This is a genomic window from Streptomyces globisporus, assembly GCF_003501885.1.
GTDB classification, from domain to species: Bacteria; Actinomycetota; Actinomycetes; order Streptomycetales; family Streptomycetaceae; genus Streptomyces; species Streptomyces globisporus_D.
The window spans coordinates 16,358-35,879 of sequence record NZ_QWFA01000035.1 but is presented as its reverse complement, the minus strand read 5'-3'; the positions used below and the strand labels follow the sequence as shown (position 1 = coordinate 35,879).

The window sequence follows — 19,522 nt, the reverse complement described above, 5'->3', positions numbered from 1 at the left end:
CGGACCGCACAGACGCACAGGTGTACAGAACAGAGGAGTCCTCGTGAAGGTCGGAATCGTCGGCGCCACCGGTCAGGTCGGCACAGTCATGCTCAGGATCCTGGCCGAGCGTTCCTTCCCGGTCGACGAGCTGCGGCTGTTCGCCTCCGCCCGGTCCGCGGGCTCCACGATCGACTTCCAGGGATCCGCCGTCACCGTCGAGGACGCCTCCACGGCCGACTACACGGGCCTGGACATCGTGCTGTTCTCCGCCGGCGGCGCGACCTCCAAGGCACTGGCCGAGAAGGTCGCCTCCCAGGGCGCCGTGGTGATCGACAACTCCTCCGCCTGGCGCAAGGACCCCGAGGTCCCCCTCGTCGTCTCCGAGGTCAACCCGCACGCGGCGAAGGTCCGCCCCAAGGGGATCATCGCCAACCCGAACTGCACCACGATGGCCGCGATGCCGGTGCTGCGCCCGTTGCACGACGAGGCCGGCCTCGAAGCGCTGACCGTCGCCACCTACCAGGCCGTCTCCGGCTCCGGGCTCGCCGGGGTCTCCGAGCTGCACGGCCAGGCCTCCAAGGTCGTCGCCGACGCCGAGAAGCTGGTCCACGACGGCGAGGCCGTGGACTTCCCCGAGCCCGGTGTCTACAAGCGTCCGATCGCCTTCAACGTGCTGCCGCTGGCGGGCTCGATCGTGGACGACGGCTCGTTCGAGACGGACGAGGAGCAGAAGCTCCGCAACGAGTCCCGCAAGATCCTGGAGATCCCGGAGCTGAAGGTCTCCGGCACCTGCGTCCGGGTCCCGGTCTTCTCCGGCCACTCGCTCCAGATCAACGCCCGCTTCGCCCGCCCGATCGGCGTCGAGCGCGCCCACGAGCTGCTGAAGGGCGCCGAGGGCGTCGAGCTGTCCGAGATCCCGACCCCGCTCCAGGCGGCGGGCAAGGACGCGTCGTACGTCGGCCGCATCCGGGTCGACGAGACGGTGGACAACGGCCTCGCGCTGTTCGTCTCCAACGACAACCTCCGCAAGGGCGCGGCGCTGAACGCCGTGCAGATCGCGGAGCTGGTGGCGGCCGAGCTGAAGGGCTGACGCGCGGCACGCACTCCCGTACCCGTACGGAAAGGGGCGGCCACCGGTGTGCACCGGTGGCCGCCCCTTTGTGTGCGGGTCAGAGGGCGAGGTGGCGGCGCAGAGCCTTGTCGATCTCCGCCATGCGCTGACGGGGCACCTCACCGAGGCGCTTCAGAATCCGGTCGGGGGAGACCGCCCGGATCTGTTCGCACTGAACCTTGGAGTTCTGCGGAAGGCGGCTCTCCTCCGCGGTGAGAAGCACCTGGAAGCTGAGGATCCGCGAAGTGTTCGAGGTCAGGGGCACCACGGCGACGACGCCCCTGCCGGACACCTCGGCCGACCGGTTGGCGGCGTTGTTGGAGACGATCACCACCGGACGCACCTTGTTGGCTTCGCTCCCCCGCGCGGGCTCCAGGTTCACGAGGTGGATGTCGCCCCTACGCATCCGTGAGCCCGTCGGCCACCGTGCGGTCCCACAGAGCGGCGTCCTCACTCGCGTCCCACTCCTGGAACGCCTCGGTGTACTCCGCCTCCAGGCCTGCGGTGCGCAGCAACTCGATAGCGGCGTGTATGACAGCGGACCGGGAATCCGCGTCGGTCTTCGCCGCGTACTCGTCGACGAAGGCGACATCCTCCTGAGGCAGGCTCACACTGATCTTCATACCCGAGATGCTACCAACGGTAGGAAGAAGGCGCTACCCGTCGTCCAGCAGGGCCGGACATGGAAGGATGATCCGAAACGTCACCATCAAAGGAGATGACCGCGTGCCTGGCACGAATCTGACCCGCGAAGAGGCACAGGAGCGGGCGCGCCTGCTGACCGTGGACGCGTACGAGATCGATCTCGACCTCTCCGGAGCGCAGGAGGGCGGCACCTACCGGTCCGTGACCACCGTGCGCTTCGACTCCGCGGAGGCCGGTGCGGAGACCTTCATCGACCTGGTCGCCCCGGCCGTCCACGACGTGGTGCTGAACGGCGAGAGCCTGGACGTGGCCGCCGTCTTCCGTGACTCACGGATCGCGCTGCCGGAGCTGCGCGAGGGCGCCAACGAGCTGAAGGTCGTCGCCGACTGCTCGTACACCAACACCGGTGAGGGCCTGCACCGGTTCGTCGACCCGGTCGACGAGCAGGCCTACCTGTACACGCAGTTCGAGGTCCCGGACGCCCGCCGCGTCTTCGCCTCGTTCGAGCAGCCGGACCTGAAGGCGACCTTCCAGTTCACCGTGAAGGCCCCCTCCGGCTGGACGGTCATCTCGAACTCGCCGACGCCGGAGCCCAAGGACGACGTCTGGACGTTCGAGCCGACGCCGCGCATCTCCACGTACATCACGGCCCTCATCGTCGGCCCGTACCACTCGGTGCACAGCACCTACGAGAAGGACGGCCAGACCGTCCCGCTCGGCATCTACTGCCGCCCCTCGCTGGCGGAGTACCTGGACGCGGACGACATCTTCGCCGTGACCAGGCAGGGCTTCGAGTGGTTCCAGGAGAAGTTCGACTACGCGTACCCGTTCGCCAAGTACGACCAGCTCTTCGTCCCGGAGTTCAACGCGGGCGCGATGGAGAACGCGGGCGCGGTCACCATCCGCGACCAGTACGTCTTCCGCTCCAAGGTGACGGACGCGGCGTACGAGGTGCGGGCCGAGACCATCCTGCACGAGCTGGCCCACATGTGGTTCGGCGACCTCGTGACGATGGAGTGGTGGAACGACCTCTGGCTGAACGAGTCGTTCGCCACCTACACCTCGATCGCCTGCCAGGCGGACGCGGCGGGCTCGAAGTGGCCGCACTCCTGGACCACGTTCGCCAACTCCATGAAGACCTGGGCGTACCGGCAGGACCAGCTGCCGTCCACGCACCCGATCATGGCGGACATCAGCGACCTGGACGACGTCCTCGTCAACTTCGACGGGATCACGTACGCCAAGGGCGCCTCGGTGCTCAAGCAGCTCGTGGCGTACGTCGGCAAGGACGCGTTCTTCCAGGGCGTGCAGGCGTACTTCAAGGCGCACGCCTTCGGCAACACGCGCCTCTCCGACCTGCTGGGCGCGCTGGAGAAGACCTCCGGACGCGACCTGAAGACCTGGTCGAAGGCGTGGCTGGAGACGGCCGGGATCAACATCCTGCGCCCGGAGATCGAGACCGACGAGAACGGCGTCGTCACCTCCTTCACCGTGCTCCAGGAGGCCCCGGCGCTGCCCGCCGGGGCCAAGGGCGAGCCGACGCTGCGCCCGCACCGGATCGCGATCGGGGCGTACGACCTCGACGCGGACGGCAAGCTCGTGCGCACCGACCGGATCGAGCTGGACGTCGACGGCGAGCGCACCGACGTGCCCGCCCTGGTGGGCAAGGCCCGTCCGGCGGTCGTCCTGCTCAACGACGACGACCTGTCGTACGCGAAGGTCCGCCTCGACGCCGAGTCGCTGCGGGTCGTCACCGAGCACCTGGGCGACTTCGCCGAGTCGCTGCCGCGCGCCCTGAGCTGGGCCTCGGCGTGGGACATGACGCGCGACGGCGAGCTGGCGACCCGCGACTACCTCTCGCTGGTGCTCTCGGGCATCGGCAAGGAGTCGGACATCGGCGTCGTCCAGTCGCTGCACCGCCAGGTGAAGCTGGCGCTCGACCTGTACGCGGCCCCGGAGACCCGTGAGGGCGCGCTCAACCAGTGGACCGACGCGACGCTGGCGCACCTGCGCGCCTCGGAGCCGGGCAGCGACCACCAGCTAGCGTGGGCCCGCGCCTTCGCGGCCACGGCCCGCAACCCGCAGCAGCTGGACCTGCTCCAGTCGCTGCTGGACGGCACCGAGTCGATCGAGGGCCTGGCCGTCGACACCGAGCTGCGGTGGGCGTTCGTGCAGCGGCTGGCGGCCGCCGGGCTGCTGGACGAGGAGGAGATCGCCGCCGAGTACGAGCGGGACAAGACCGCTGCGGGCGAGCGCCACGCGGCCTCCGCGCGGGCGGCCCAGCCGTCCGAGGAGGCCAAGGCCCAGGCGTGGGCCGCGGTCGTCGAGTCCGGCGAGCTGCCCAACTCGCTCCAGGAAGCGGTCATCAGCGGCTTCGTCCAGCCGGACCAGCGTGAGCTGCTGTCGCCGTACACGGAGAAGTACTTCGCCTCGGTGAAGGGCGTCTCGGACGCGCGCAGCCACGAGATGGCCCAGCAGATCATCGTGGGCCTCTACCCGGCCCTCCAGGTCTCGCAGGAGACGCTGGACGCCACCGACGCGTGGCTGGCCTCGGCCGAGCCGAGCGCGGCCCTGCGCCGGCTGATGTCGGAGTCGCGGTCCGGTGTGGAGCGCGCCCTGAAGGCCCAGGCGGCGGACGCGGCGGCGGCCACGGCCTGACCCGCGACCTCCCGAGGGGGCGTCCTCTTCGCTGCGGCGGAGGGGGCGCCCTTCGGCGTACGCCCGCGTGCGTGCGCCGTACGCTCGCGCGTCTGCCGTACACCGAGACGCTTTTGCCGTACGCCCGCGCGCGGTGGAGTCTCCCGTGGCCTACGGTCCGAAGGGTCGTCGCAGTCCTCGGAGGCAGGCCACGGGAGGGTCGATGCCCGGCTTCGCCGCGGTGCCGGTCGCGCTGGCCCTGTACGCGGGGCTGATGACGGCCCCCTCCCCCGCGCCTGCCGCCGCCGTGTCTTCCGCCGCCGGCTGCCGGGCCGGTCCGGCGGGCTGCTACGACCTCTACACGTACGGCTACACCCTGGGGCTGCACCCGTTCACCGAGCCGGACGCCGTACGGAGGCAGCTGACCGACCACTTCTGGCTCTTCCCGGTCAGCGGTGGCTGTGCGGGCCGGATCCGGGCCGGGGCGCGCTGCGAGTTGCTGGGCGGCAACCCGGTCGAGGTCGAGTACATCGGGGACGATCTCTTCCAGATCAACACGCTGCCGGGCCACCAGCTGGGCCGGGGCATGCACATCCGCTTCGCGTTCTCGCGGACCCTCGGCTTCCACACGATGACGGTCCGGGCCTGGCAGGACCGGCCCACCGACTGCACGGGCGAGGTCTTCTGCAACGGGGTGAACCGGGCGTTCGCCTGGGTGACCTGGCAGGTGCTGGCCAGGACGCTGTACGTCACGGCGTACGCGGCCTGAGCCGCCGGGCCGCCGGGTCCGTTGGAAACCGCCCGGCGGGCGGGCGCTGATGCGCAACCGTCCGCCGGGCGGAGGATGGGGGGCCGGGAAGGCCTTACGGGGTTTACGCGCCCGACTCCTCGTAGCGGCGGGTCAGCTCGGCCGCGCCGGACTCCGTGAGGGTGCCGTGCAGCCGCATCCGGGCCACGCCGCCGTCGGGGAAGGCGTCGAGGCGGACGTGGGTGACGACGGCCTGGGCGCGCAGCACGAAGCGGTGCAGGGTGTCGGGCTGGAGCCGGGTGCGCGGGAGGATCTCGAACCACTCGCCGGTGTCGCCGTTGCGGCCCTGGAGGGCGATCCAGCCGGCGGAGTTGCCCTTGAGGTAGGCGGTGTCGATCTCGACAGCGCGGACCGCGCCCTGGGCGGGGAGGCGGAAGCGGACCCAGTCGTTGGTGTCGCGGACCCGGCGGCGGCGGTTCTCCCAGCCGTCGTCCATCTTGCGGGAGGTGCCCGGCAGGATGATCTGGGTGGGCGAGGAGTAGAAGCGGTCGGAGGCGTCCTCGTACGTACCGCCGTTGAGCACCGAGATCAGGTCGACCGTGCCGAGCGCGGCGAGCCAGGCCGGGTCCGGGATGACCTCGCCGTGCACGCGGAGGCGGGCGATGCCGCCGTCGGGGTGCTGGCAGAGGCGGATGTGGGTGTAGCGGCGGCCGCCCGTGATCTCGAAGGCGTTGGCCGCGTGGCCGCGTACGGGGGCGGGCGGGAGGATCTCCTCCCACTTCACGTCGTCGGCGAGCAGCTGCTCGGGGCCCGGGGCGCCTTCGACAGAGGTGGCCTGCACGGATACGCGCTGCGGGTAGTTGCCGCGGAAGTGGGCGGTGTCCACGACCAGGCCGCGGATGATCCCGGGGGCGCCGAGGCGGACGATCGCCCAGTCGTGGTCCTCAGGAGCCGGGAAGGGGTGGTCGGCGTCCGCGCCGCGGCGGCGGCGGGTCTCCCAGCCGTCCATGATCTTGCCCTTGTGCCCGAAGTGCTCGGGGTCGAAGACGGCGCGCTCGCGGATCAGGAGGTTCTCGCGCTCGGCGAAGAACTCGTCGTTGGCGGCGATCACGCCCGCGCCGAGGCGGCGGTCGGCGAGGTCGACCAGCTCGGTGAAGGGGAGGTCGCCGGCCTCGCGGTAGTCGGCGTACGGGTCGCCGCCGCCGTAGGGCGCGGCGTCATTGGCGTGGGGGTCGGTGTCGGAGTTCTGGAATGTGGTCTCGCTCGCGTCGAAGGTCATGCCCTTACCTTGACGCCATCCGACCCATCAGGTCCATCGAAAGTTCTCGCAGATATTGTTCAGCTCAACTGAAAGATCGCGCGCTTTCGGTGAGCGCCGCGAGGACGCGCGCCACCGCCGGTCCGCTCTCCGCCCCGTGCCGGACGGCCGCCACCACATGGCGGCGCGGGCGGTCCGCCTCCAGCACCCGCATCACCACGCCCTCGCGGCGCTCCCGGGCGGCCATCCGGGGGACCAGAGCCACGCCCATGTCCGCCTCGACCAGGGCGAGGATCGCGGTCCAGCCGGCGGCGCTGTGGGCCTGCTCGGGGACGAAGCCGGCCGCCTCGCAGGCGGCGGTGGTGATCTCGGACCAGGGTCCGGAGCCGCCGAAGATCCAGCGGTCGGCGGCCAGGTCCGCGAGGCGCAGCTCGGGGGCGGCCGCCAGCGGGTGGCCGACGGGGAGCGCCACGTCGAGCGGGTCGGCGAGCAGCGGGAAGAGGCTGAAGCGGGGATCGCGGGCGGTCGGCGCGTGGGCGGCCAGCGAGAGGGCGAGGTCCACCTCGCCCGCGGTGAGCAGCTCGTACGCCTGGGCGGCCTCGGCCTCCCGGACGCGTACGTCGGGCCCCGGGCGGTCCTCGGCGCGCAGCAGCCGGACGGCGGGGACGACGAGGGCGGGCACGGCGGTGGAGAACGCGGCGACCCTGACCTCTCCGGCCTCACCGCGCAGATAGCCGGTCAGTTCGGCCTCCGCCCGCTCCAGCTGGGCGAAGACCGCCTCGGCGTGGCGCAGGACGAGATGGGCGGCGTCGGTGAGGCGGACCCGGCGACCCTGGGCCTCCAGGAGGTCCACGCCGAGCTGCTTGGCCAGATTGGTGAGTTGCTGGGAGACCGCGGAGGGGGTCATCAGGAGCGCCTCGGCGGTCGCCGTGACCGTGCCCCGGTCGCGCAGGGTGCGCAGGATGCGGAGCTTCTTGACGTCCCACTCGGTCATGGGCGCAACCTACCGGCCCGGCCCTCGCCCGAGCGCGCCTGCCCGGGGCCGGACGCACGGATGCGCCGCGCGGTAGCTCCTACCGGCGGCGCACCCTTCACGCGCGTGCATACGCGTGCGGGTCAGACCTGCTTCTTGGACTTGTCCAGGACCATCACCAGGGCCGTGATCACCACGAACAGGGCAATGGGCGCGACCACGTAGAGACCGATGGTCTCGATCGCGCTCAGGCGCGGAGCCGGGTCGTCACCGTCGTCGGGCGTGAGCGCGAGCGCCGGGGCCGACATGAGCAGCATCATCAGCGTCGTCCCGGCCGCAACGACGCCGGCGCGCATAGCGTTCTTCTTGTCCACGGTGCAAACGTAGCGAACGCCTAAGGACGGCGCTCGCCCGGGGGTGCCGTATGAGGCTTCCGGGGTCGGAGGACCTCCATCAGCGCGTGCAGCCGGGGCGAGGCGGTGATCTCCTCCAGGGTGACCGGATGGCCCTCGGGGTCGGCGATCGGCAGCCGCCAGTTGGGGTACTGGTCCCAGGTGCCGGGGAGGTTCTGCGGGCGGCGGTCACCCACGGTGTCGGGGAGCCAGACACCGGTCATCCGGGCGGGGGTACGGCGCAGGAAACGGTGGACGGCCCGGACGGCGGCCTCCTCGTCGCCGTCGCCCTCGGGGAGCATCCGCAGCCGGGCCAGGAGGGCGAGCCACTCGGCGGTGTCGGTGGCGTCCTCGGTGAGCTCCTCCTCCAGGGAACGGGCGAGCAGGCCGAGGCGGTGGCGCAGCGTCACATGATCGCCGGTCAGCCGGGCGGCGGTGGACGGCAGGTCGTGGGTGGTGGCGGTGGCCAGGCAGTCCCGGCGCCACTTCTCCGGGGCGAGCGGCCGACCGTCGCCCTCCCAGTCGCGCTCGAACCAGAGCACCGAGGTGCCGAGCACCCCGCGCCGGGCGAGCGCCTCACGGACCCCGGGAGCGACGGTGCCGAGGTCCTCGCCGACGACGGAGGTCCGGGCCCGGTGGGCCTCCAGGACGAGGACGGCGAGCATCGCCTCGGCGTCGTACGCGACGTACGTGCCGTCGGTGGGCGGGCGGCCCTCGGGGACCCACCAGAGCCGGAAGAGGCCCATCACGTGGTCGATGCGCAGGGCCCCGGCATGGGCGAGCAGTCCGCGCAGCAGGCCCCGGTAGGCGGCGTATCCGGTGGCGGCGAGGGTGTCGGGGCGCCAGGGCGGCAGGCCCCAGTCCTGGCCGCGCGCGTTGAACGCGTCGGGCGGCGCGCCGACGGACATGCCGTGGGCGAAGGCCTCCTGCTGGGCCCAGGTGTCGGCGCCGGCCGGATGCACGCCGACGGCGAGGTCGTGGACGATGCCGACGCCCATCCCGGCGTCCTCGGCGGCCCGCTGGGCGGCGGCGAGCTGGCCGGCGGTCAGCCAGGCGAGGCGGCAGTGGAAGTCGACCCGGTCGAGCAGTTCGGAGCGGGCGCGGGCGGTCCCCGGCGAGCGGGGGTCGCGCAGGGCCTCGGGCCAGGTGTGCCAGTCGGGGCCGTGCGCCTCGGCGAGCGCGCACCACAGGGCGTGGTCCTCCAGCGCCTGCCCCTGCTCGGCCAGGAAGTCGCAGTAGTCGGCGCGGCGGCCGGGGGTGAGCGGCACCTGGACGACCAGCTCCAGGGCCTGGCGCTTCAGCTCCCAGACGGCGTCCCGGTCGATCAGGGCGCCCTTGTTCAGCACGGCCTCACTGAGGGCGGCGGCGTCCTGCCGGAGGTCGTCCAGGGTGGCCCGGTCGCGGACGTGCCCGTATTCGGGGATCGACTCGACGTGCAGGTGCACCGGGTCGGGGAAGCGGCGCGAGGAGGGGCGGTACGGGGAGGGGTCGGTGGGCTTCCCGGGAACGGCCGCGTGCAACGGGTTGACCTGCACGAACCCGGAGCCGAGGCTGCGCCCGGCCCAGCCGGCGAGGTCGGCCAGGTCCCCGAGGTCGCCCATGCCCCAGGAGCGGGCGGAGAGCAGGGAGTACAGCTGCACCAGGAAGCCGTGGGTGCCCTCGGGCGGCTGCGGCACGCGGGCCGGGGCGGCGACGAGGGTGGCGGTGGCCCGGCGGTTGTCCGGCGTACGGACGTGGATGCGGTGGACACCGTGGGGCGGCGGGATCCACCAGGCGGGGGCCTCACCCCGAGCGGAAGGGGCCTCCGGAGCCGGAGCGGCCTCCGTGGTGGCCTCACCCGCAGGCGTCACGGGCGCGGCGCCGGTCTCGTCGGGAGGTGTAGCGGGCGCGGCGGCCCCCGGAGCCGTCGCGGGCGCGTCGGCGGCCGGGGAGCCGGCGGGAGCGCCGGTGGCCGGGCCCCCCGCCCGGGCCCGCATGCTCAGCGGGGCGGGCGGGCGGCCCGCAGGGTGTCCCGGGGCCCCGGACGGCTCCGGCTCGACCGTGACGGTCGAGCCGGGGGGCAGGCCGGCCAGAGCGGGCGGCAGGGGCTCGCCGGCCCAGACCACCACGGTCGGCGGCAGCAGGCGCGAGCGGGACTCCGCGGCGGCGAGGCACTTCCGTACGTCCGCCGGAGTGCCGGCGTCGACGCCCAGCGCGGCGAGCACGGCGATGACCGTGTCGTCGGGGACGGACACCGTGACATCCGGCGACGGGGAGTAGGAGGTGGCGACACCGTGCAGTGCGGCGAGCCGGGACAAGCCCATTCAGACTCCTGGGAACTCCATGCCCCCCGCGGTGCCGGGTGCGGTCGGCTCGCTGGTCAGTGGGGCGACGGCGGCGAGCGGCGGCTCGCTCGTGAGAGGGGTGGCATCGGCGAGCGGCGGCTCGCTGGTCAGCGGCGCGGAATCGGCGAACGAGGATTCACCGAGCAGCAGGGGGACATCGGCGAGCGGCGGCCCGCTGATCAGGTGGGCGACATCGGAAAGGGGAAGTTCGCTGGTCAACGGCGCGGACGTGGACTGGGCGGGCACCTGTTTGGAGAGGGCGGAGAGCAGAAGCTGCGCAGCTGCGGGCATGGTGGCCTCCTGGCCGTGGAGAACAGGACACAGCAGACCTACCCAGGCCCCGCCCCGGCAGACGTGGATGTGATGCAGGCGTTATGACAACGAGCACAACGTGCCCTGGGTCACATTCCGTTCCCCCGTACGGCAGGTATGGGCCGTTTTCAGCCACTCCCGTCCGTCACACCAACCCCACAGAGCCCGAGGTGTCGCGATTCCCGGCAATTCCGGCAGAACGGCCAAGCGCATTGACACCCTTGCGCCCGGGTGGTGGGCTCGGAGCCCGCCAGCGGCAGTGGGGACGTACGGAAGGGGACTCGACGTGCGGATCGGGCGCAGAAGGCAGGCGACGGCCGTGGCCGCCGCCGTGATCGGCGGACTCCTCGGATCCGTCTCCGTCGCTCCGTCGGCGGTGGCCGCCACCGCCGCCCCCAGCGACCCCGGCAGGCCCGTCTCCGACACCGCCGACCGCGCGGACAGCACCCGCACGCCGTCCGTGTGGCCCCGCCCGCAGAGCATGAGGACCACCGGGCGCGCCGTGCCGCTGGGCGCCGAGGCCACGCTCGTCGCGGCGCCGGACGCCGATCCGTACGCCGTCGAGCAGGCGCGCTCGCTCCTGCGCTCGGCGGGCGTCCGGACCCTGCACGAGAGCCTGCCGGGCCGCGGCCCCGTGGTCCGGCTCGGCGGCACGGGCGCCGGTGAGGCGCTGCGGGCGCTGCGCGCTCCCGACCGGGCCGATCTGCCGTCGGGCGGCTACCGGCTCGCGGTCGGCGAGGTCGCCGGACGGGCCACCGTCGCGCTGGAGGGGCTCGGCGGGGACGGCCTGTTCCACGCCGTCCAGACCCTGCGTCAACTCGTCGCCGGCGGATCGGTGGCCGGGGTGACCGTCCGGGACTGGCCGGGAACCGCCGTACGCGGCATGGCCGAAGGGTTCTACGGACAGCCGTGGACCCGCGAGGAGCGGCTCGCCCAGATCTCGTTCATGGGCCGCACGAAGCAGAACCGCTATCTCTACGCGGCGGGCGACGACCCCTACCGGCTGGCACGCTGGCGCGAGCCCTACCCCGCGGACAAGCGGGCCGACTTCCGGGCGCTGGCCGAGCGTGCCCGCGCCGAGCATGTCACGCTCGGCTGGGCCGTCTCCCCCGGTCAGGCCATGTGCATGGCATCGGACCAGGACGTCAGGGCGCTGACCAAGAAGGTCGACGCGATGTGGGCGCTGGGCGTCCGGGTCTTCCAGCTCCAGTTCCAGGACGTCAGCTACAGCGAGTGGCACTGCGATCTGGACGCGGAGACCTTCGGCAGCGGTCCGAAGGCGGCGGCCCGCGCCCAGGCCCGGGTGGCTGGCGCCCTCGCCCGGCATCTGGCGGAACGGCACCCGGACGCGGCCCCGCTGTCCGTCCTGCCGACGGAGTTCTACCAGGACGGGGCCACGGACTACCGCACCGCACTGGCGGCCGAGCTGGACGACCGGGTGCAGGTGGCCTGGACGGGTGTCGGGGTGGTCCCGAAGAAGATCACCGGCGGTGAACTGGCCGGGGCCCGCGCCGCGTTCCGCCACCCGCTGGTGACGATGGACAACTACCCGGTCAACGACTACGCCCAGGACCGCATCTTCCTCGGCCCGTACACCGGCCGGGACCCGGCGGTGGCGAGCGGTTCGGCGGCGCTGCTGGCCAACGCGATGGAGCAGCCGTCCGCCTCCCGGATCCCGCTGTTCACCGCCGCCGACTTCGCCTGGAACCCGAAGGGGTACGACCCCGCCGCGTCCTGGCGGGCGGCGATCGACGATCTGGCGGGCGGGGACGCGGCGGCTCGGGACGCGCTGCTGGCCCTGGCCGGGAACAGCGCGGGATCGGTGCTCGGCGCGGAGGAGTCCGCCTACCTCCAGCCCCTGTTCGACGCCTTCTGGAGCACCCGCGCCGACGCCGCCCGCCGCGACCGGGCGGCGGACGGGCTGCGGGCGGCGTTCTCCGTGATGCGGCAGGCCCCCGAGCGGCTGAAGACCCCCGCGGAGGGCCGGCTGACCGACGAGGTGCGCCCCTGGACCGAGCAGCTGGCCCGCTACGGCCGCGCCGGTGAGCTGGCGGTGGACCTGCTCCAGGCCCAGGCCGCCGGGGACGGTGCCGCCGCCTGGCGCATCCAGCTGGCGCTGGAGCCGCTGCGCGAGGAGATCCGGGCGAGCCGGGCCACGGTCGGCAAGGGGGTGCTGGACCCGTTCCTGGACCGGACGGCGAAGGTGGCCGCCGGGTGGAACGGCACCGACCGCGCCTCGGGCCGGGTCACCAAGGACGCCAGCGGCTACACGGTCCGGCTGGACGCGGCCCGCCCGGTGGAGGCCGTCACGGCGCTCGCCGAGCCCGGGCACGCCCTCGCCGACGCGGTCGTGGAGGCCCATGTGCCCGGTGAGGGGTGGCGTCCGCTCGGGCGGCTGTCGCCGAGCGGCTTCACCCAGACCGCCGCGAAGGGGCTGCGCGCCGACGCGGTGCGGGTCACCGTGCCGGAGGCGGCCCGGGCCGCCCGGCCGCCCTATCTCAGCCCGACGCTGCCCGCCGCGCCCACCGTCGTGGCGGGGACCCCGCAGGTGCGGGCCCTGGTGCCGTGGTTCGGCGACGAGCCCGCGGCCACCCTCGACCTGAAGCACGGCGAGACCGACGCGGAGATCGGCGGCGAACCCCAGCGGGTCGCGGCGCGGCTGGCGGGCCGGCGTCCGGTCGAGGTCAAGGGCAAGCTGACCGCGAAGGCTCCGAAGGGCATCGAGGTGCGGGTCCCGAAGCAGACGACCGTGCCGCGCGGATCGCGTACGGAGGTCCCCGTGGACATCACTGTCCCGAAGGACACCCCGGCGGGCGAGTACGAGGTGCCGCTGACTTTCGGCGGCCAGGAGTCGACGCTGACCGTGCGGGCCTTCCCGCGTACGGGCGGCCCGGATCTGGCACGTACGGCGAAGGCCTCCTCGTCCGGCGACGAGACCCCGGACTTCCCCGCGTCGGCGGCCACCGACGGCGATCCGGAGACCCGGTGGTCCTCGCCGGTGGAGGACGGCGCCTGGTGGCAGACCGAGCTGGAGAAGCCGGTGCGGCTGGGCCAGGTGGTGCTGAGCTGGCAGGACGCGTACGCCTCCCGCTACCGCGTACAGGTCTCCGCCGACGGCCGCGTCTGGCGCACCGCCGCGACCGTGACGGAGGGCCGGGGCGGGCGCGAGTCGGTCCGGATGGACGCGAAGGACACCCGGTTCATCCGAGTGCAGGGCGACAGCCGGGCCACGCAGTACGGCTACTCGCTCTGGTCGGTGGAGGCGTACGCGGTCGCGGACGACTGAGCCGTACGGGAAAGACCGGCGACTGAGCCGTACGAGGGAGCCGGAGGGCGACGAGGCAGCCGAAGCCGCCGGGGGGGGGGCGAGGGACGGCGAAGGCCCGGACTCAGGCGGACACGCCGTCGATCCGGGCCATCACGTCGTCCGCGCCGAACGGCTGCAAATACGGCAGCCAGCGCGGGTCGCGGTGGCCTGTCCCGATGATCCGCCAGGCCAGACCGGTGGGCGGGGCGGGCTGATGGCGCAGCCGCCAGCCCAGCTCGGGGAGGTGGCGGTCGGCCTTGACGTGGTTGCAGCGGCGGCAGGCCGCCACCACGTTGTCCCAGGCATGCTGACCGCCGCGGCTGCGCGGAATGACGTGGTCGACGCTGGTGGCGGCGGCGCCGCAGTACATGCAGCGCCCGCCGTCCCGGGCGAACAGCGCCCGCCGCGTCAGGGGGACGGGGCCCCGGTAGGGCACCCGGACGAAGCGCTTGAGCCGGACCACACTGGGTGCGGGCACGGCACGGGTGGCACTGTGCAGGAAGGCGCCGGACTCCTCAAGACAGATGGCCTTGTTCTCGAGGACGAGGACGAGCGCGCGGCGGAGCGGTACGACGCCGAGCGGCTCGTACGACGCGTTGAGAACCAGGACGTGCGGCACGGTGGATGCCTCCTTGTACGCCGGCGGCGCGTGGCTCGCGCCGGGACGATCCGATCTCAGTCTCTCCTCATGCCTGGTCGAAGCGCCACCACGTACGGGTAACGGGCCGGGAGGATTTTTCTCACCCCGGGCCCCGCGCACCGCTCCGCGAGGTCGAACACGTGCCTCACCAGGGCGGCCGTCCGCGCTGTGCGATCGGCCACAGCGCAGATGTTCCCGGTGAGACCCGTCTCTCCTCCCGCGACGGCAACGATCCACTCCCCCGGCTTCGTTAGTGTTATTGACCAGCCGTCGTCCCCCTGGAGGTCTCTGCCGTGTCCCTGTCCGTCCTCTTGGCCGCAGCCCCGTCTCCCGAGCCGGGTGGCTCGCTGGACGAAGCCGCCGAACAGGCCGGGAACGCCGCGGGCTGGGTCGAGGAGAACTGGTCCACCTGGCTGAGCACCGGGTTGCGCATCCTGCTGATCGTCGCCGTGGCGATCACGCTGCGTTATCTGATCCGGCGCGCCCTGACCAACCTCATAGACCGGATGAACCGCAGCGCTCAGGCCGTGGAGGGCACGGCGCTGGGCGGGCTCCTGGTGAACGCGGAGCGCAGACGCCAGCGCTCGGAGGCGATCGGCTCGGTGCTGCGCTCGGTGGCCTCGTTCGTGATCATGGGCACGGCCGCACTGATGGTCCTGGGTGCCTTCAAGATCAACCTGGCGCCCCTTCTGGCCTCCGCCGGTGTCGCGGGTGTGGCGCTCGGCTTCGGCGCCCGCAACCTGGTCACGGACTTCCTCTCCGGCGTCTTCATGATCCTGGAGGATCAGTACGGCGTCGGCGACACCATCGACGCAGGCGTCGCCTCCGGCGAGGTGATCGAGGTGGGCCTGCGCGTCACCAAGCTGCGCGGCGACAACGGCGAGATCTGGTACGTCCGCAACGGCGAGGTGAAGCGGATCGGCAACCTCAGCCAGGGCTGGTCCACGGCCGGGGTCGACGTCACGGTGCGTCCGACCGAGGACCTGGAGCAGGTCCGTAAGGCGATCACCGCGGCCGCCGACACGATGACCAAGGAAGAGCCCTGGTCGGAGCGGCTGTGGGGCCCGGTCGAGGTGCTCGGCCTGGACGCGGTCCTGCTGGACTCGATGACGGTCCGGGTGACCGCGAAGACGATGCCGGGCAAGTCGATCGGCGTGGAGCGCGAGCTGCGCTGGCGCATCAAGCAGGCGCTGGACGACGCGGGCATCCGCATGATCGGCGCGCTGCCGCTCCAGACCGAGGGCGAGTCCTCGGCGGACCCGACGGCGGCGATGGCGGCCCCCTCCGCGTACGCGTCGGCGACCTCCCCGCAGTCGATGGCGACCACCCCGATACCGCCGCCGACGAACCTGAACAAGCAGTAGGCAGCCCTTCCGCCGACGCCCCCGGCCGCGCCTGGATCCCAGGACCGCGGCCGGGGGCGTCCGCGTCGCAGGTAACACTTTGATTGCCGGACGGGTGGCACCCATTGACGCCCCGGTGACCTGCGCCCTACCGTCCTCTCAACCGAATAGGAAACTTTCCTAACAGAGTCGCGACGGGCGTCACGGGCGAACGTCGCGGGCGGACGTCACGGACGTGAGTTCCTGACAGAGGGCGGTGCATCCACGATGGCGGGAACCACTCCGGGCTCACCCGGCGCATCCGGCACTCCGGGCACCCCGCGCGTGCTGCGGGCCATGAACGACCGGGCCGCCCTCGATCTGCTGCTGGAGCACGGGCCGCTCTCCCGCACCCGGGTCGGCAAGCTGACCGGGCTCTCCAAGCCCACCGCCTCCCAGTTGCTGGCCCGGCTGGAGGCGGCCGGGCTCGTCGTCGCCACCGGCACCAGCGAGGGGCGCCCCGGACCCAACGCGCAGCTCTACACGGTGAACCCGCGCGCCGCCCATGTCGCCGGGCTCGACGTGAACGGGCAGCGCATCGTCGCCGCCGTCGCGGACGTGACCGGGGCGACCGTCGGGCAGTTCGAGCTGGCCACTCCGGGGCGGCGCGCCGACAGCGTGGTGCGGCAGGTGGCCGACGCGCTGGACGGGGCGGTCAAGGACGCGGGGCTGACCCGCGCGGACGTGCACCGGATCGTCATCGGCACCCCGGGCGCGTTCGACCCGGGCACGGGGCGGCTGCGGTACGCCTCGCACCTGCCCGGCTGGCACTCCCCCACCCTGCTGGACGAGCTGGCCGCGTTCCTGCCGATGCCGGTGGAGTACGAGAACGACGTCAACCTCGTCGCCGTCGCCGAGCAGCGCCTCGGTGCGGCCCGTGGCCACGAGGACTTCGTCCTGCTGTGGAACGAGGAGGGCCTCGGCGCCGCCCTCGTCATCAACGGCCGGCTGCACCGCGGCTTCACCGGCGGCGCGGGCGAGGTCGGCTTCCTGCCGGTGCCGGGCACCCCGCTGGTCCGCCAGGTCGTCAAGGCCAACAGCGGCGGCTTCCAGGAGCTGGCGGGCGCCCAGGCGGTGCCCCGGCTCGCGAAGGCGCTGGGCATCGACACCCCGCAGCAGCCGTACGCGAAGGTCGCCGCCGAACTGCTGGCGCGGGCGGCCGACGCGTACGAGGAGGACGAGGCGCTCACCGAGCTGCTGCACCAGTACGCCCAGCGCCTCGCCACCGGTCTCGCGTCCGTCACCGCCGTCCTGGACCCCGGGCTGATCGTCCTCTCCGGCGGGGCGGTCGCGGGGGGCGGCGAGATCCTGCGTTCCCTGATCCAGTCCGAGCTGGCCGAGCTGGCCGCCTCCCGGCCGCGTCTGGTCGTCGGCGAGATCGACCGCACCCCCGTCCTGCGCGGCGCCCTGGAGCGGGCGCTCGCCGACACCCGCGACGAAGTGTTCGACACCTCGCGCTGAGCCCGTCCCCTGTTCCCGTTCCTGCCGTCCGCTCTCTTTCCCGCCCCTGGCCCCTGGGAGTTCTGCCATGCGCACAAGTCGTCTCACCGGCGTCGCTGTCGCCGTCGCCGCGATATCGGTGCTCGCCACCGCGTGTACCGGCCAGTCCGAGGCCGGCGCCTCCGACGACCCGAACGCGAAGACCACGATCGACTTCTGGCACGGCTGGAGCGCGCCCGCCGAGGTGAAGGCGGTCCAGGACAACATCGACCGGTTCGAGAAGGCCCACCCGAACATCACGGTGAAGGTCTCCGGCAACATCAATGACGACAAGCTCAACCAGGCGCTGCGCGCGGGCGGTTCGGACGGGCCGGACGTGGTCTCGTCCTTCACCACGGCCAACGTCGGCAAGTTCTGCGCCTCCGGCGCCTTCACCGACCTGAAGCCGTTCATCGAGAAGTCGAAGCTGGACCTGGAGAAGACCTTCCCGAAGGTCCTCCTGGACTACACCCAGTTCGAGGGCAAGCGCTGCGCCCTCCCGCTGCTCACCGACGCCTACGGCCTCTACTACAACAAGGACGCGTTCAAGAAGGCCGGGATCACCGCGCCGCCGAAGACGATGTCCGAGCTGGCCGACGTGGCGAAGAAGCTGACGGTCGAGAAGGGCGACACCTACCAGCAGCTCGGCTTCATGCCGAACTTCCACGGCTACGAGACCGTCGTCAGCCACTACATGCCCTCGTGGGAGCACGCCTACTTCGACGAGAACGGCAAGTCCAACATCGCCAAGGACCCGGCGTTCGCCAAGATGTTCACGTATCAGAAGAAGCTGGTGGACAGCCTCGGCGGTTACACCAGGCTGGAGAAGTACCGGGGCACCTTCGGTGACGAGTGGGGCGCCAAGCACCCGTTCCACACCGGCCAGGTGGCCATGCAGTTGGACGGCGAGTGGCGGCTCGGGATGGCCGATGACGCCGGGGTGGACTTCGAGATCGGGGTCGCGCCGATGCCCGTCGCGGACGACGAGGCGGACAGCTACGGCAAGGGCTATCTCTCCGGCACCATCGTGGGCATCGCCCCGGCCAGCAAGAAGCAGAACGCCGCCTGGGAGCTGGTCAAGTTCATGACCACCGACACCGAGGCGGTCGTCAACTTCTCCAACGGCATCCGGAACGTGCCCTCCACCCTGGAGGCGCTGAAGTCGCCCGACCTGAAGTTCGACCCGCGCTTCAAGACCTTCCTGGACATCGCCCAGCACCCGGAGTCCAGCACCTCCGACGGGGCCGTCAACGGGGCCACGTACCAGCTGACCCTCCAGGACTTCGGCTACCAGTACGAGAAGGGCGCGGTGAAGGACCTCCAGGCGGGTCTGGAGAAGACCGCGCGGCAGATCGACACCGACATCGCCAAGGCCAAGTAGCCCGACGATGACGACGCACACCCTCCGCTCCAAGCGCCGCAGGTCGGCGCTGCGGAACGCGGCCTTCATGTCGCCGTGGCTGATCGGGTTCTCGCTGTTCTTCGCCTACCCGATGGTCTCGACGGTCTACTTCTCCTTCACCTCGTACGACGGGTTCGGCGCCCCCGCCTTCAACGGGCTGACGAACTGGACGTACGTCTTCCGCGACTACCCGATGTTCTGGCCGTCGCTGTGGAACACGCTCTGGCTGGTGGTCGTCGTGGTCACCTGCCGAGTCACGTTCGGCCTCGGGATCGGGCTGCTGATCACGAAGATCAAGACGGGTACCGGGGTCTTCCGCACCCTGTTCTACCTGCCCTATCTGGCCCCGCCGGTCGCCGCGACGCTCGCCTTCGTCTTCCTCCTCAACCCCGGCACGGGGCCGGTCAACGCGATCCTCGGGGACTTCGGGCTGCCGACGCCCGGCTGGTTCAACGACGCCTCCTGGTCCAAGCCGGCGCTCACCATGCTCGCGGTGTGGGGCATCGGGGACCTGATGGTGATCTTCATGGCCTCGCTGCTGGACGTGCCGGGCGAGCAGTACGAGGCGGCGGAGCTGGACGGGGCGTCCTCCTGGCAGAAGTTCCGCTTCGTGACCCTGCCGAACATCTCGCCCATCGTGCTGTTCGCGGTGGTGACGGGCGTGATCCAGGCGATGCAGTACTACACACAGCCGCTGGTCGCCGGAAAGGTCGCCTCCGGGGTCATCGGCGGCTCCGGCCAGTCCTTCGAACCCGGCTATCCCGACAAGTCGACACTGACGCTTCCGCAGCTCGTCTACAACCTGGGCTTCCAGCGCTTCGACTACGGCGCCGCCTGTGTCGTCGCCCTCGTCCTGTTCGCCCTGGCCATGGCCTTCACGGCGCTGCTGATGCGGGGCCGCAACAACCTGATCTCGGCGGGTGACTGAGC

At 72.1% G+C, this 19,522-nt stretch carries 16 protein-coding genes; 8 read left to right on the top strand and 8 right to left on the bottom strand.

Translation table 11 applies throughout. The annotated features are described in order from the left end of the window. The first annotated feature begins 43 nt into the window (after nucleotides 1-43). Nucleotides 44-1,072: an aspartate-semialdehyde dehydrogenase gene (locus D3105_RS08610; RefSeq protein WP_118901768.1), complete on the top strand. Its 1,029-nt coding sequence runs from the start codon at nucleotides 44-46 to the stop codon at nucleotides 1,070-1,072. Between the two features lie 79 nt (nucleotides 1,073-1,151). Here the strand turns inward: D3105_RS08610 and D3105_RS08605 are convergent, their stop codons facing one another. Both D3105_RS08605 and D3105_RS08600 read right to left on the bottom strand, forming a co-directional pair. Next, on the bottom strand, nucleotides 1,152-1,499 hold the full coding sequence (locus D3105_RS08605; RefSeq protein WP_118901765.1) for a type II toxin-antitoxin system PemK/MazF family toxin: 348 nt from the start codon (nucleotides 1,497-1,499) through the stop codon (nucleotides 1,152-1,154). Next, complete coding sequence (locus D3105_RS08600; RefSeq protein ID WP_015608544.1) at nucleotides 1,492-1,716, bottom strand: ribbon-helix-helix domain-containing protein; 225 nt, start codon at nucleotides 1,714-1,716, stop codon at nucleotides 1,492-1,494. Before D3105_RS08600 ends, D3105_RS08605 begins: the two co-directional genes overlap by 8 nt. Before the next feature lie 103 nt (nucleotides 1,717-1,819). Between D3105_RS08600 and pepN the strand changes: the two genes are divergently transcribed. Continuing rightward, nucleotides 1,820-4,396 (top strand): aminopeptidase N, encoded by a 2,577-nt coding sequence (gene pepN, locus D3105_RS08595; RefSeq protein WP_118901761.1) that lies wholly within the window; start codon nucleotides 1,820-1,822, stop codon nucleotides 4,394-4,396. 202 nt (nucleotides 4,397-4,598) lie between these two features. Next, nucleotides 4,599-5,144, top strand: a complete 546-nt coding sequence (locus D3105_RS08590; protein ID WP_118901758.1) for a hypothetical protein — start codon at nucleotides 4,599-4,601, stop codon at nucleotides 5,142-5,144. A gap of 103 nt (nucleotides 5,145-5,247) precedes the next feature. Here D3105_RS08590 and alc read toward each other — a convergent pair whose 3' ends face one another. The 5 genes from alc to D3105_RS08565 form a co-directional block, all read right to left on the bottom strand. Beyond that, nucleotides 5,248-6,402 (bottom strand): allantoicase, encoded by a 1,155-nt coding sequence (gene alc / locus D3105_RS08585; protein WP_118901755.1) that lies wholly within the window; start codon nucleotides 6,400-6,402, stop codon nucleotides 5,248-5,250. Nucleotides 6,403-6,466: 64 nt separating this feature from the next. Continuing rightward, entirely contained in the window at nucleotides 6,467-7,375 is a 909-nt protein-coding gene (locus D3105_RS08580) for a LysR family transcriptional regulator (protein WP_118901752.1), read from the bottom strand. 122 nt (nucleotides 7,376-7,497) lie between these two features. Continuing rightward, nucleotides 7,498-7,710: a hypothetical protein gene (locus D3105_RS08575; protein ID WP_010070706.1), complete on the bottom strand. Its 213-nt coding sequence runs from the start codon at nucleotides 7,708-7,710 to the stop codon at nucleotides 7,498-7,500. Between the two features lie 38 nt (nucleotides 7,711-7,748). Continuing rightward, nucleotides 7,749-10,049 carry a 4-alpha-glucanotransferase gene (malQ, locus tag D3105_RS08570; RefSeq protein WP_118901749.1) on the bottom strand — a complete coding sequence of 767 codons (2,301 nt, stop codon included), beginning with the start codon at nucleotides 10,047-10,049 and terminating at the stop codon, nucleotides 7,749-7,751. Beyond that, the gene (locus D3105_RS08565; RefSeq protein ID WP_118901746.1) at nucleotides 10,050-10,361 is read right to left on the bottom strand and encodes a hypothetical protein; all 312 of its coding nucleotides are present in this window, start codon (nucleotides 10,359-10,361) and stop codon (nucleotides 10,050-10,052) included. A gap of 307 nt (nucleotides 10,362-10,668) precedes the next feature. On the opposite strand from D3105_RS08565, the gene D3105_RS08560 reads away from it, so the two are divergent. Beyond that, nucleotides 10,669-13,668, top strand: coding sequence for a beta-N-acetylglucosaminidase domain-containing protein (locus D3105_RS08560; RefSeq protein ID WP_118901744.1), 3,000 nt, complete (start codon nucleotides 10,669-10,671; stop codon nucleotides 13,666-13,668). A 103-nt stretch (nucleotides 13,669-13,771) separates the two neighbouring features. On the opposite strand, the gene D3105_RS08555 is transcribed toward D3105_RS08560, so the two are convergent. Beyond that, entirely contained in the window at nucleotides 13,772-14,308 is a 537-nt protein-coding gene (locus tag D3105_RS08555) for an HNH endonuclease (protein ID WP_006124472.1), read from the bottom strand. Between the two features lie 314 nt (nucleotides 14,309-14,622). On the opposite strand from D3105_RS08555, the gene D3105_RS08550 reads away from it, so the two are divergent. The 4 genes from D3105_RS08550 to D3105_RS08535 all read left to right on the top strand — a co-directional run bounded on the left by D3105_RS08550 (nucleotide 14,623) and on the right by D3105_RS08535 (nucleotide 19,520). Beyond that, nucleotides 14,623-15,693 (top strand): mechanosensitive ion channel family protein, encoded by a 1,071-nt coding sequence (locus D3105_RS08550; RefSeq protein ID WP_118901741.1) that lies wholly within the window; start codon nucleotides 14,623-14,625, stop codon nucleotides 15,691-15,693. Nucleotides 15,694-15,939: 246 nt separating this feature from the next. Next, the gene (locus D3105_RS08545; protein WP_118901738.1) at nucleotides 15,940-17,172 is read left to right on the top strand and encodes an ROK family transcriptional regulator; all 1,233 of its coding nucleotides are present in this window, start codon (nucleotides 15,940-15,942) and stop codon (nucleotides 17,170-17,172) included. Nucleotides 17,173-17,239: 67 nt separating this feature from the next. Continuing rightward, nucleotides 17,240-18,571: an ABC transporter substrate-binding protein gene (locus D3105_RS08540; RefSeq protein ID WP_118901735.1), complete on the top strand. Its 1,332-nt coding sequence runs from the start codon at nucleotides 17,240-17,242 to the stop codon at nucleotides 18,569-18,571. A gap of 7 nt (nucleotides 18,572-18,578) precedes the next feature. After that, complete coding sequence (locus D3105_RS08535; protein ID WP_118901732.1) at nucleotides 18,579-19,520, top strand: carbohydrate ABC transporter permease; 942 nt, start codon at nucleotides 18,579-18,581, stop codon at nucleotides 19,518-19,520. The last annotated feature ends 2 nt before the right edge of the window (nucleotides 19,521-19,522 follow it).

Coding starts and splice junctions, on each gene's coding strand:
- D3105_RS08590 (WP_118901758.1), top strand. CDS start 4,599: ATGCCCGGCTTCGCCGCGGTGCCGGTCGCGCTGGCCCTGTACGCGGGG.
- D3105_RS08580 (WP_118901752.1), bottom strand. CDS start 7,375: ATGACCGAGTGGGACGTCAAGAAGCTCCGCATCCTGCGCACCCTGCGC.
- D3105_RS08540 (WP_118901735.1), top strand. CDS start 17,240: ATGCGCACAAGTCGTCTCACCGGCGTCGCTGTCGCCGTCGCCGCGATA.
- D3105_RS08575 (WP_010070706.1), bottom strand. CDS start 7,710: ATGCGCGCCGGCGTCGTTGCGGCCGGGACGACGCTGATGATGCTGCTC.
- alc (WP_118901755.1), bottom strand. CDS start 6,402: ATGACCTTCGACGCGAGCGAGACCACATTCCAGAACTCCGACACCGAC.
- malQ (WP_118901749.1), bottom strand. CDS start 10,049: ATGGGCTTGTCCCGGCTCGCCGCACTGCACGGTGTCGCCACCTCCTAC.
- D3105_RS08535 (WP_118901732.1), top strand. CDS start 18,579: ATGACGACGCACACCCTCCGCTCCAAGCGCCGCAGGTCGGCGCTGCGG.
- D3105_RS08605 (WP_118901765.1), bottom strand. CDS start 1,499: ATGCGTAGGGGCGACATCCACCTCGTGAACCTGGAGCCCGCGCGGGGG.
- D3105_RS08565 (WP_118901746.1), bottom strand. CDS start 10,361: ATGCCCGCAGCTGCGCAGCTTCTGCTCTCCGCCCTCTCCAAACAGGTG.
- D3105_RS08600 (WP_015608544.1), bottom strand. CDS start 1,716: ATGAAGATCAGTGTGAGCCTGCCTCAGGAGGATGTCGCCTTCGTCGAC.
- D3105_RS08545 (WP_118901738.1), top strand. CDS start 15,940: ATGGCGGGAACCACTCCGGGCTCACCCGGCGCATCCGGCACTCCGGGC.